This window comes from Photobacterium lucens, assembly GCF_009873615.1.
Taxonomy (GTDB): Bacteria; Pseudomonadota; Gammaproteobacteria; order Enterobacterales; family Vibrionaceae; genus Photobacterium; species Photobacterium lucens.
In genome coordinates this window covers 83,935-96,517 of the sequence record NZ_SSMG01000127.1, presented here as the reverse complement: position 1 = coordinate 96,517, position 12,583 = coordinate 83,935, and the positions used below count along the sequence as shown (strand labels likewise).

At 44.9% G+C, this 12,583-nt stretch carries 11 protein-coding genes, 1 tRNA gene, 1 rRNA gene and 1 riboswitch; of the genes, 10 read left to right on the top strand and 3 right to left on the bottom strand.

From position 1 onward, the window contains the following. Positions 1-141 precede the first annotated feature (141 nt). Positions 142-257 (top strand): 5S ribosomal RNA (gene rrf / locus E5A76_RS06445). 136 nt (positions 258-393) lie between these two features. Next, positions 394-470 (top strand) — tRNA-Asp (locus E5A76_RS06440). A 214-nt stretch (positions 471-684) separates the two neighbouring features. Here E5A76_RS06440 and crcB read toward each other — a convergent pair. Then, complete coding sequence (crcB, locus tag E5A76_RS06435) at positions 685-1,068, bottom strand: fluoride efflux transporter CrcB (protein WP_008986017.1); 384 nt, start codon at positions 1,066-1,068, stop codon at positions 685-687. Positions 1,069-1,273: 205 nt separating this feature from the next. Between crcB and E5A76_RS06430 the strand changes: the two genes are divergently transcribed. The 7 genes from E5A76_RS06430 to thiH all read left to right on the top strand — a co-directional run bounded on the left by E5A76_RS06430 (position 1,274) and on the right by thiH (position 8,054). Beyond that, on the top strand, positions 1,274-1,696 hold the full coding sequence (locus E5A76_RS06430; protein WP_161118437.1) for a universal stress protein: 423 nt from the start codon (positions 1,274-1,276) through the stop codon (positions 1,694-1,696). A 124-nt stretch (positions 1,697-1,820) separates the two neighbouring features. Then, positions 1,821-1,918, top strand: a riboswitch (TPP riboswitch). Between the two features lie 119 nt (positions 1,919-2,037). Further along, positions 2,038-3,960 carry a phosphomethylpyrimidine synthase ThiC gene (thiC, locus tag E5A76_RS06425; protein ID WP_161118436.1) on the top strand — a complete coding sequence of 641 codons (1,923 nt, stop codon included), beginning with the start codon at positions 2,038-2,040 and terminating at the stop codon, positions 3,958-3,960. Then, positions 3,961-5,178 (top strand): thiamine phosphate synthase, encoded by a 1,218-nt coding sequence (gene thiE / locus E5A76_RS06420; RefSeq protein ID WP_161118435.1) that lies wholly within the window; start codon positions 3,961-3,963, stop codon positions 5,176-5,178. Next, positions 5,168-5,953, top strand: coding sequence for a HesA/MoeB/ThiF family protein (locus E5A76_RS06415; protein WP_161118434.1), 786 nt, complete (start codon positions 5,168-5,170; stop codon positions 5,951-5,953). The genes thiE and E5A76_RS06415 overlap by 11 nt, the downstream gene beginning before the upstream one ends. Continuing rightward, positions 5,954-6,166, top strand: a complete 213-nt coding sequence (gene thiS / locus E5A76_RS06410) for a sulfur carrier protein ThiS (protein ID WP_144448325.1) — start codon at positions 5,954-5,956, stop codon at positions 6,164-6,166. A 1-nt stretch (position 6,167) separates the two neighbouring features. Continuing rightward, positions 6,168-6,932, top strand: a complete 765-nt coding sequence (locus E5A76_RS06405; protein WP_144448326.1) for a thiazole synthase — start codon at positions 6,168-6,170, stop codon at positions 6,930-6,932. A 9-nt stretch (positions 6,933-6,941) separates the two neighbouring features. Next, positions 6,942-8,054 (top strand): 2-iminoacetate synthase ThiH, encoded by a 1,113-nt coding sequence (gene thiH / locus E5A76_RS06400; RefSeq protein ID WP_161118433.1) that lies wholly within the window; start codon positions 6,942-6,944, stop codon positions 8,052-8,054. Positions 8,055-8,106: 52 nt separating this feature from the next. On the opposite strand, the gene E5A76_RS06395 is transcribed toward thiH, so the two are convergent. Next, the gene (locus tag E5A76_RS06395; protein ID WP_161118432.1) at positions 8,107-9,894 is read right to left on the bottom strand and encodes an aminopeptidase P family protein; all 1,788 of its coding nucleotides are present in this window, start codon (positions 9,892-9,894) and stop codon (positions 8,107-8,109) included. 322 nt (positions 9,895-10,216) lie between these two features. Between E5A76_RS06395 and E5A76_RS06390 the strand changes: the two genes are divergently transcribed. After that, positions 10,217-11,428, top strand: a complete 1,212-nt coding sequence (locus E5A76_RS06390; protein WP_161118431.1) for a multidrug effflux MFS transporter — start codon at positions 10,217-10,219, stop codon at positions 11,426-11,428. 45 nt (positions 11,429-11,473) lie between these two features. Here E5A76_RS06390 and E5A76_RS06385 read toward each other — a convergent pair whose 3' ends face one another. Beyond that, positions 11,474-12,370, bottom strand: a complete 897-nt coding sequence (locus tag E5A76_RS06385; protein ID WP_161118430.1) for a DMT family transporter — start codon at positions 12,368-12,370, stop codon at positions 11,474-11,476. Positions 12,371-12,583: the final 213 nt, after the last annotated feature.

Here is a 12,583-nt window from a genome sequence, read left to right as displayed (position 1 = left end):
TAAGTGCTGTGAGGCATTGAGCTAACCGATACTAATTGCCCGTGAGGCTTAACCATACAACACCCAAGGGGTTTTATACGGACTCCAAGAACACTTGAACGTGTGTTTGAGAATCAGCTTTCTAAGATTGTAACGAATTTGCTTGGCGACCATAGCATTATGGACCCACCTGATCCCATGCCGAACTCAGTAGTGAAACGTAATAGCGCCGATGGTAGTGTGGGGCCTCCCCATGTGAGAGTAGGACATCGCCAGGCTTCCTATTCGTTTTCATCTTTTTAAGAAAAAGATGAAAGCAAAAAATAGATATCTATTTGAACTATGGATATCGCATGTGGTGTTATCGCTCTTAGCCATCCATGGCTTCGCGATATTAGAACATCCATGTTCGTCGGAGCGGTAGTTCAGTTGGTTAGAATACCGGCCTGTCACGCCGGGGGTCGCGGGTTCGAGTCCCGTCCGCTCCGCCACTTATTAAGAAGCCTCGCTAGAAATAGCGGGGCTTTTTTGCATTTATCGATTTAGACTTTTCGATTGTCTATAAAGCATGATTAAGATGCAGTTTTTTGAGTTTGATATAAATGATGGTATGTCGTGCTATTGGGTAAATTGCTATTTAAGTTTACGTATCCTAGATGTAAGACATAAAAAACCGCCTAATAGGCGGTTTTTTATGTCTGCTAGTTAGCTTTTCATCATGATTTGGTAACCAACATAACATGCGGCGATACTGACAATAACGTTAAGTAAAATGTTTAAACCAGCTTTAAAGAATTCGCCTTGCTGCATAAGTACTACGTTATCCATTGAGAATGTTGAGAACGTAGTTAATGCACCTAGGAAGCCCAAGCCGATGATTGGTCGCCATGGCGCAGCTTCAATCATTCCTTGATTCAGTGCAGACATCAATAACCCCATGATTAAGGAGCCCAGCACGTTTACGGTTAAAGTACCGTATGGGAAGCCACGGCCAAATAGCATTACGCATAGCTCAGAAATTAGGTATCGTGAGCAGGCACCGAATGCACCACCAAGCGCGATGAATCCTAGTAATAAATATTGGCTCATTGGGATCTCGTTTATATTTTCAGGTAATGATAGAAAGCGGTCATGATAATCGCTAGTTAGAAAGGTGAGAACTCTCCAATATTGCAATCATTGATTCAATCGAATATTAATTCGTCAGCCACATCGTTAGTTGTATACCTACATTTATAGCATCATAATCACAATTGTTGAATTTGTAATGAGCCTTAGCTCAAGGAGGCTAGATATGTCACTTTACCAAACTGTGTTATTAGCGGTTAACCCTGAAGATAAAAATGCGCATAAATTGATGGTGAAAGCTGGCGTTATTGCTGAGCAGAATCACGCTGATTTACATGTTGCTTATGTTGAACCAGGGATTGGCAACGTCAGCTTTATTGATGTTGAAGTTGAATTACAAGAAGAGCATGACGCTATTGCCAAAAAGCGTATGAAAGAGTTGTCTGAACTCATTGCTGCTTCTTCTTACAAGGCTAAAGCGATTCATACTGCAGATGGTGATGTAGCTAAACATATTGAAGCCTTAGCCAAGGAGCTTAATGCGAACCTTGTGATCACTGGGTATCACAAATCGACTTTCCACCTCTTTGGTGACTTAAGCGATTCTTTAGCGAATCACCTTAATTGTGATGTATTAATTTCACAATAATCTTGAGCAATATGCTGAATGTAATAAGAAGCCGTGTTGATACACGGCTTTTTGTTATCTGTCACTTTTCACATTTTTTCTCAGTATAAAGGTTGTTGCGCTTTTACAGCTTCTCTATACTCGTTGCTACTTGTCGGAGTGCCATATGGCTGAGACCGCATTGCGGGATCCGTTGAACCTGATCAGGCTAATACCTGCGAAGGGAACAAGAGAATGTCTTCTGCTACATATCTTCTAGGATCACTGTACGCATCTGCATAGTTGTACATAAAGTACACACCTCTTGTTTACGCCCATCCGCCAAGCATTTTCCCCTACATTGAAAAATCAAGGAAACTGCTATGTCGAATCGCAAGCAAGCGAGACTGGAAGCGAAACAATTTATTGAATCATTAACGGTTCAACCATACCCAAATTCACAAAAAGTGTATGTGCAGGGAAGTCGACCTGATCTCCGTGTACCTATGCGTGAAATCACCCTTGCTGATAGTTTGGTTGGTGGCAGCAAGGAATCCCCGATCTTTGAGCCAAACGAACCTGTACGTGTTTACGATACTTCGGGTTTTTATACCGATCCGGATAAGACGATTGATATCTACAGCGGTTTGCCTACCGTTCGCGAACAATGGATTTTAGATCGTGACGATACAGAGCTCCTTGACGGTTTAAGTTCTGATTATGCTAACGAACGCTTAGATGATAAGACGTTAGATGATTTACGCTTTGGTGAACGTGCACCGATCCGCCGGGCAAAAGCAGGAAAGTGCGTGACACAACTTCACTATGCGCGCCAAGGTATTATTACTCCTGAGATGGAATATATCGCAATCCGTGAAAATATGGGGCGTGCGAAATACCGTGATGAAGTATTAAATCAACAGCATCCAGGCATTAGCTTTGGTGCCAACTTACCAAAAGAAATTACCCCTGAGTTCGTGCGTAAAGAAGTGGCTGAAGGACGTGCGATTATTCCTGCCAACATTAACCACCCAGAAACCGAGCCAATGATCATTGGTCGCAACTTCCTTGTTAAAGTGAATGCCAATATTGGTAACTCAGCGGTGAGCTCATCGATTGAAGAAGAAGTTGAGAAACTTGTTTGGTCAACTCGTTGGGGAGGCGATACGGTAATGGATCTCTCTACGGGGCGTAATATTCACGAAACCCGTGAATGGATCATCCGCAACAGCCCTGTGCCGATTGGTACGGTACCTATGTACCAAGCGTTAGAGAAAGTGAATGGTGTGGCTGAGAACCTTAACTGGGACGTTTTCCGTGACACATTACTAGAACAAGCTGAGCAAGGGGTGGATTACTTCACTATCCATGCTGGTGTACTGCTTCGTTATATACCAATGACGGCGAAACGTGTAACAGGCATTGTATCCCGTGGCGGCTCTATCATGGCCAAGTGGTGTTTGGCACACCATAAAGAAAGTTTTCTCTACGAGCACTTCCGTGAGATCTGTGAGATCTGTGCGCAATACGATATTTCACTATCACTGGGTGATGGCCTACGTCCGGGATCCGTCGCTGATGCAAACGATGAAGCGCAGTTTAGCGAGCTACGTACCTTAGGTGAGTTGACAAAGATTGCGTGGGAATATGATGTTCAGGTCATGATTGAAGGTCCTGGACATGTGCCAATGCATATGATCAAAGAAAATATGGAAGAGCAACTTAAGCATTGTCATGAAGCGCCATTCTATACCTTAGGCCCGCTAACCACCGATATTGCACCGGGCTATGATCATATTACCTCGGGCATTGGTGCAGCGATGATCGGTTGGTATGGCTGTGCAATGCTTTGTTACGTGACACCTAAAGAGCATTTAGGCTTACCTAATAAAGAAGATGTAAAAGTTGGTCTTATTACTTATAAGCTATGTGCTCATGCCGCTGATTTAGCAAAAGGACACCCCGGTGCACAAGTGCGTGATAATGCTTTATCAAAAGCACGTTTTGAGTTTCGTTGGGAAGACCAATTTAACCTCGGCTTAGATCCTGAAACTGCTCGTGCATATCACGACGAAACTCTACCTCAAGAGTCAGGCAAAATTGCCCATTTCTGCTCAATGTGTGGTCCTAAATTCTGCTCAATGAAGATCTCTCAAGAAGTACGTGATTATGCAAAAGATCTTGAACGATCTGATGAGCTAGCAATCAAGCTATTAGACGATCAGTTAGAGGGCATGCAGCAAAAAGCACAAGAATTCCGTGAGAAAGGTAGCGAGCTTTATCACCCTGCGAAAGAGGAGTGCTAAATGAGCACATTAAGCTTACCGAAGGCTTTATCGCCCTTGGTTATGCATATTGAGCCCTTATTAGCCACAGCTGCAGAGTATCAGTTAGGTGAGCAAGTCATGCTAATGCCTTCAAGCCAAGCTTGGGTTGAGGTAGCGACGCCATCGAAGACGAAGCGAGTGGGCTTTGAACAAGCCTTCTCCACTGTCTCCATTGATTATGCGATTCAAGATCAATGGATCTCTTCTGATATGGATCTATCGCAGATCAAGGCGAAAGTGCAGGCTCGTCCAGATTTAGTCGTATGTGGCTTGCCGGTTAACGGTGGCTATCTTGATATTTGGCATCACGATGGTGACGTACGTGGTTGCTTTAGTGTTGAGTGTGGTGATCAAACACAACAGAGAGCGATGTTGCTGGCAGCACTTGCGCTGAATTACCCATTGGAAGACGCATTAGTGCTAGCAAGAGCCTATGCTCAATCAACGCAGATGGGGCAATGGCCGATTGAGCGTGACACCTTTCCTGACATCATTTGTACGAATTTTCCAAAGCTGTCAGCTATTGATTGGCAAGATCAATGTCAGCCAGTTGAAGCTTTTGCACCTGTTGATAGTGAGAAACTGAAGTTATATCCGGTGGTGGATTCGATCCAGTGGGTTAAGCAGTTACTTGAATTGGATGTGAAAATGACTCAGCTGCGGATTAAAGATTCGAATGCGCAAGATTTAGAGCAAGATATTGCTCATGCGATTGCGTTAGGTCAGCAGGCAAATGCACAGGTTTTTATTAATGACTATTGGCAACTGGCTATTGAGCATGGTGCTTTTGGCGTGCATTTGGGACAAGAAGATTTAGCTGTTGCTGATCTCAATGCTATTCAACAAGCCAACCTTCGCTTGGGGATCTCAACCCATGGGTATTACGAGATCCTACGTGCGATGGCATTTAATCCAAGTTATATCGCCCTCGGTCATATTTACCCAACTACAACTAAGCAAATGCCGTCATTACCGCAAGGTGTTCACCGCTTAAAGCTTTATCAACAATTGATTGGCAATGCGTTTCCAACGGTGGCGATTGGTGGCATTGATTTATCGCGTGTGCCAGTGGTTTGGGACACAGGGGTGAGTAGTGTTGCGGTGGTACGTGCGATCACCCAGTCAAGCGAACCTGCTATTGCCGTCGAACAACTCAATCAATGCTTATCTGAGCGGGAGGTGATGTATGACAACTGACAGACTCTCTGATACTGCTTTTATTCGATATAACCGACAAATCATGCTGGAAGACATGGGAGAGCAGGGGCAACTTGCACTTAACAATGCCAAGGTATTGATCGTCGGCGCGGGCGGTTTAGGCTCAGCAGCAGCGATGTATTTAGCCGCTGCTGGTGTTGGCTTACTGGTGATTGCAGATGATGATGAGGTTGATAGTTCAAACTTGCAGCGTCAGGTGATTTATCGAGAAACCGATGTATCACTTAATAAAGCGCAAGCAGCCTGCGATCAGCTTTTAGCATTGAACCCATTGGTACGAATGCGTGCAGTAAAAGCCAAGCTTGCAGGTGTTCAACTTGCCATGGAAGTACAACAGGCTGATATTGTGCTCGATTGCAGTGACAACTGGGCGACTCGTTATGCCGTTAATCAAGCTTGTTATCAGCATCAAACACCACTAATTGCTGGTGCATCTATTGGTTGGCAAGGACAGTTATTAGCCTTTGATTTCAGGCAGATCTCACCGTGTTATCAATGTGTGTTTCCATTAAGTGCTGAAGCACCACCACAAGATCAAAATTGTCGTAGTAATGGCGTGATGGGGCCTGTTGTTGGCACCATTGGCACCTTACAAGCATTGGCAGCGATAAAAGCGATCACTGGTATTGGTAATGTTGGATTTGGGCTATTGCAGCAATTTAATGGCTTAACGGGTAAATGGCAGCAGGTATCAGTTGATACTGCTTCTGGTTGCCTAGTGTGTGGCTTACAAGATCAAAGGGAGGTTGGATAAATGACCACCATGATAACTATCTGGCTGAACGATGAACCTATGTCTTGCGAATCAGAGCAAACTGTTAATCAATTTGTTAGGCAGTTAGATTTACCCATACAAGGTACAGCGGTTGCGATAAATCAGCGTATTGTTGCAGCCAGTGAATGGTCGACAACCGTCATTGCTGATGGCGATCAGATCGCATTATTTCAAGCGATAGCAGGAGGTTAACATGTTGACCATTGCAGATAAAACATTCACATCGCGACTGTTTACCGGAACCGGTAAGTACGCCAATCGTGATGTCATGGCTGAATCGATTTTAGCGACAGGCTCAGAGCTGGTGACCATGGCACTTAAGCGGGTCAATATCGCTGAGCGTGATGACGATATCTTAGCGCCACTGATCCAAGCAGGGGTGAATTTATTGCCTAATACGTCAGGGGCAAAAAATGCTAAAGAAGCGATCTTTGCTGCGCAGTTAGCTCGAGAAGCGTTAGGGACAAATTGGCTAAAATTAGAAATTCACCCTGATCCGAAATACCTGATGCCCGATCCGATTGAAACGCTAAAAGCGGCAGAGCAGCTAGTAAAAGAAGGGTTTGTGGTGTTGCCTTACTGTCATGCCGACCCTGTGCTTTGTAAGCGATTAGAAGAGGTAGGATGCGCTGCCGTGATGCCATTAGGAGCGCCAATTGGCTCGAATAAAGGGCTAGTTTCTCGCGATTTTCTGCGCATTATTATCGATCAAGCGCAAGTACCTGTGGTGGTGGATGCGGGCATTGGTGCGCCTTCTCATGCCGCAGAAGCGATGGAAATGGGCGCAGATGCGGTACTAGTCAATACAGCTATTGCTGCGGCAAGTGATCCTATTGCAATGGGGCGAGCCTTTAAATTGGCCGTGGAAAGTGGTCGCATGGCCTATGAAGCGGGTCTTGCTGGTAAGGTGAACCATGCTATTGCATCAAGCCCATTAACGGCATTTCTTAATGAGTAAGGAGCCAGCATGAGCTTTGTGGATGTTTGGCAGCAAATGGATTGGGATGATATCCGTTTGTCGATTTATGCCAAAACGGCTACCGATGTTGAGCGTGCTTTAGGCAAATCAAAGCGAGATTTAGAAGATTTTAAAGCTTTAATTTCACCTGCGGCAGAGCCTTACTTAGAGCAAATGGCACAACGCTCTGCGATGCTAACCCGCCAGCGGTTTGGTCATACTATGAGTTTTTATGTGCCTTTATACCTTTCGAATCTGTGTGCCAATGCGTGTACCTATTGTGGTTTTTCGATGGAAAATCGCATTAAACGCCGTACCTTAGATAGTCAGGAAATAGAACGAGAGTGTGAGGCAATAAAAGCGCTAAATTTTGATAGTGTGTTACTGGTTACAGGCGAGCATCAAACCAAAGTTGGTATGAATTACTTTCGTGATGCGCTTCCTCAAATTAAACAGCACTTCAGTTATTTGGCAATGGAAGTACAGCCACTTGAGCAAGATGAGTATCAAGAGCTGCGCCAACTTGGTCTAGATGCGGTGATGGTGTATCAAGAAACCTATAATGCACCAACCTATGCGAAACATCATTTGCGAGGTAATAAAACCAATTTTGAATACCGCTTAGCGACACCTGATCGGTTAGCAAAAGCAGGAATAGACAAGATTGGGATTGGGGCTTTGATCGGCATGGAAGAATGGCGCACGGATTGTTTTTTTGTTGCCAGTCACTTGGCTTATCTTGAGCGAACCTATTGGCAAAGCCGCTATTCGATTTCATTCCCACGTTTAAGACCCTGTACTGGTGGATTAGAGCCAAAATCTGTGATGACGGATCGCCAACTGGTGCAATTGATTTGTGCTTATCGGTTGTTTAATCCTGAAGTCGAGCTGTCGTTATCGACTCGAGAATCACCGCATTTTCGCGATAACGTATTGCCTTTGGGGATCACTAGTATGTCGGCGGGCTCTAAAACCCAACCGGGCGGATATGCTGATGACACGCTAGAGCTAGAACAATTTGCGATCAGTGATGAACGCTCGGTCGCAGATGTCGCTACCGCGGTTAAGCAACAGGGGTTTGAAGTGGTGTGGAAAGATTGGCACCCTGCATACTCGGGATAAAAATAAAGCCAGTACCTGATGTGTACTGGCTTTTCTTTTTCTTATTGGAGCGTTAACGACTTAGCGGTGATGTTGCTTGTGTTAGCCACTCAAGATCACTACCTGTCAGCGATGGGCTGATCACGTTAAACACGGTTTGGTGATAGTTGTTAAGCCATGCAAGCTCTACGTCAGTTAGTAGCGTTGGCTCGATCAAACGCTTATCAATAGGCGCACGCGTTAATGATTCAAAGCCCATCACGTTCATGTCACCTTGCGTTTCAATATCGACGACCAGTTCAAGGTTTTCGATACGAATACCAAATGCATCTGCACGGTAATAACCTGGCTCGTTAGATAATACCATCCCCGGCAGTAATGCTGTTGGGTTGTACATTTTTGCAATACGTTGTGGGCCTTCGTGAACACTTAAGAAATGACCAACACCGTGACCTGTACCGTGATCATAATCAAAACCATACGCCCATAGATGCTGACGCGCGAGTGCGTCAAGCTGAGAGCCTGTTGTGCCTTTCGGAAAAAGTGCCGAAGCCAATGAAATATGGCCTTTTAGTACTAATGTGAAGGCTTGTTTTACTTCATCGCCCGGGTTACCGATAGCGATAGTACGGGTGATATCGGTCGTGCCGTCAGGGTATTGACCGCCTGAATCGACCAAGTAAACCGTATCCATTTGCAGTTTGCTTGGCTGTGGCTGGTTAATATGGTTGTAGTGACACATAGCCGCATTGCCAGCAGATGCTGAAATCGTATCAAAGCTGACATCACGACAAGTTGGATCTTGCTGACGGAAGTGCCAAAGTTGATCGGAAAGTGCGGCTTCATCTAATAGATTGCCATTCGCAACTTGTGTATCAATCCATGCGAGGAATTTGGCAATCGCCACACCATCACGGATGTGACAGGCTTTCATACCAGCAATTTCAGTCGTGTTTTTCGCCGCTTTCGGTAATAGCGTTGGGTTTGCCGCTTCAATAAGTTGTGCGCCAGCATCCGTTAATTGCTGAGCCGCCCATGCGTTACTGTTCGCTGAATCAAACAGTACACGCTTGCCTGCAAATGCCGCTAAACCTGCTGCGAGTTGTTCTGGCTCGCGGATATTTACCCCGTTACCGACATGTGCAGCAAAACCTTCTGGTAGGCGGTGGTGATCGATGTAGAAATCCACCGATGCATCGCTGTGGATCACAGCTGCTGATAGCAGAACGGGTAGACAATGCACATCATCACCACGGACATTGAGTAGCCAAGCAATGCTATCAAGTTGGCTTAAAAAAGCAGCATCCGCTTTTTGTTTTTTAAGTAGTGCGGCAATTTGTTCACGCTTCTCTTCGCTTGATTGACCCACATACTCTAGCCCCATTAATTCGGCATCCGACAGTTTAGGTGCTGGGCGATCGAACCATAATTCATCAATTGGGTTTTCGTTAACCGCTACCAGATCTAACTCACCATCAAGGGCTGTGATAGTGTTTTTTAGCCATGCCGCACTGTGTAGGCGGTTATCAATGGCGATTTTGCTACCTGCGGCTAGATTTTCTAATGCCCATTGCACAGGTGGTTGCTCGATCAAATGGCAATATTCAAACACATCACCCGGCACTTGCTTGCGAACTTGCACAACATAACGACCATCAACAAACATGGCAGCACGGTCACGAGTGATCACGGCAGCACCTGCTGAGCCTGTGAAACCGGTTAACCAATGAAGGCGTTCGTTATGATCGGGAATGTACTCTCCAAGATATTCATCTTCATGAGGGATCAGTAGGGCATCGAGTTGCTCTGCTTCAAGCCACTGACGGATCTGCTCAATACGTTGTGCGATAACTGCTTGCATGTATAGGTCCTTGTCAAGAAACCACCATCGAAGGGTAGTTAGGTCAAATGTGCCTAAATAGCATCAACAACACCGAGGTTATGCTAGGTGTCGTGATATTTTCAGCTATTCAGGCTTAATATTGTTACGTTAGCTTGTTTATCGATGCGCTTCAATTGTCTCAATAACAAATGACAGACTATTCATTATTCCAGCCGAGGATTGATTGATAAACGTTAAAAGCTGGTGGATTCCAATTTGGAAAAGCGGTTTTGAAAATAAACCATTTTTATTCATTATGAGAAATCCGTAGACTTGCGCGATCATTTTTTAGGAACGCAGCATGACAACACCGAATTCACCTTCTGCCGATACTCGGCTTGTTGCCTTAATGGTAACTTTAGTCCTCTTTAGCCCTTTAGCGATTGATATTTATTTGCCGGCATTACCTGCAATGGCAAGTACGTTTCAGGTTGATCCGACTCGTGTGCAAGATACCGTCACTTGGTTCATGTTTAGCATGGGCTTAGGGCAGTTATTGGCAGGCCCATTAGCGGATCGTATTGGTCGTCGACCTATCGCCTTAGGCGGTATCGTGATCTACGGTTTTAGCTCGACCATGGCGTATTTAGCACAAAGCTTAGATCTGTTGTTGTTGGCGCGTTTGCTACAAGGCTTCGGCGCGTGTGCGACGTCAGTTGCAGCGTTTGCAGCGGTTCGTGATAGTTTTGGCGCTGAAAAAAGCGGTCGTATGATCAGCTATTTAAACGGTGCGATTTGTTTTATTCCTGCGCTAGCTCCTCTTTTAGGCACTTGGCTAACTCACCATTTTGGCTGGCGTTCAAACTTTAGTTTTATGGCGGGCTTTGCTTTAGTCGCAGGTCTGTTTGTGGTGGCATTATTTAGAGAAACACGCCCAGCACACTCAGATGTATCAGGCTCAACCATTAGTTTAAGTCGTTACTGGTCTGTACTACGTGAACCGACGTTTTTATTTCATGCGTCGTTATGTATGTTAGCTATGGCTGTGATCTTAGCTTATGTCACATCAGCCCCAGTGTGGTTGATGAATCACCTTGGTCAAGACATGAACCAGTTTACAATGTGGTTTGGTATTAATGCGGCACTCAATATCATTGCGTGTATGATTGCGCCTAAGTTTATAGATCGCTTTGGTACTCGTCGAACATTACGTACTGGTTTGATTGTCTTAATGATCGCTGGCGCTATGATGTTGGTATTAAGCCCGCTACAACAAGCATGGGCATTTATGGTACCGATTTTTGTGTGCTCATTCGGTTTTGCATTTGTTTTAGGATCTGCGGCAGGTAAGGCGTTGGCACCGTTTGGCGATCGTGCTGGAACTGCAGCGGCGCTATTAGGTTTGTTCCAAATGAGTGGCTCAGGTGTAATGGTTAGCTTGCTGCAACGTTTAGATCTTTCGTCACCTATGTTGATGACATTGCAAATGTGGTTATTGGTTCCGGGGTTAGTCATTCTGGCATCGAAAATTGGGCGTCGTTGGCATTCTATGTCGGCAACGGTGAACGAATAAGTTTCTAAAGATGAAAAAGCCTGTCAGATGACAGGCTTTTTTCGTTTAAGGCTCGACGGTAACTGCTTTTTTCGTTTTCCATTGTTGGATGATTAAACCTGCAATGATCAACACTAATCCGATCAATGTAGATGGATGAATAGTTTCGCCAATGATGGTGGCAAGTAGCAATAAAGAGATAAATGGCGAGATAAAAATCAGGTTACTGATCTTAGCCGTATTACGGGTTAACCGTAGGGCATTGAGCCATAAAACAAAGGTGATCCCCATTTCGAACAAACCAACATAAGTGACCGCTGCCCAGCCTTGCCAAGGTACACTTTGCCAACCGCCAAGATACAGGCTCAAGCCAATAGAAAATGGCAGTGAAACTAAAAAGCCCAGTAATAAGCCAAGGATTGGATCGGCAGTGTTTTTAGTATTTAAAATCCAATAGCCTGCCCATAACAGGGTCGAAAATAATGCTAACGCAACGCCTAACGGGCTGGTGAAATTCAAGGCAGCAATATTGCCTTGAGTTGCAATCACCACCACACCGCCATATCCCAGTACGCAAGCAATCCAATCTTTACGTTGAATCTTTTGCCCTAAAAAAATAGCTGCCATTAAGGTTAAGGTGATCGCCCAACTGTAGTTGATGGGCTGTGCCTGTGAGGCGGGCAGTAAATCGTAGGCTTCAAATAAGACTAAGTAATAAGCAAAGGGATTTATCAGCCCAAGCGCGAGGTAATAAAGTGGACGCTTAATAAAGGTCTGTTTTAGCTGGTGGAGCGTATTTTTATAATAAGCAATGGCGATGAGTGCCAGCGCTGAAACCGTACTGGCGATCACCATCATTTGTACGGGTGAAAAGTAATCTAAAGTGATTTTAAAGGCGGTTGCGACAGTCGACCACAGTAACACTGCTCCCATGCCATAGCCCAAGGCGAGACGTTCGTTCATTACATTCCATTATTAAGCAAACGTGAAAAGAAAACAGTGTAGGAGATGATCTTATAGCTGAATAGCAAGGGCAATAACACCTTGTGATCGACTGCAAACAAATCTCTTTGCTTGTTGAATAAATATGGCGAGTTATGCTCGTTAGCTGGACATTTATCCAGTATCCACTTAGCCTTATTACAGAAATAAACCGTCAGGAAGATAGAGTATTTA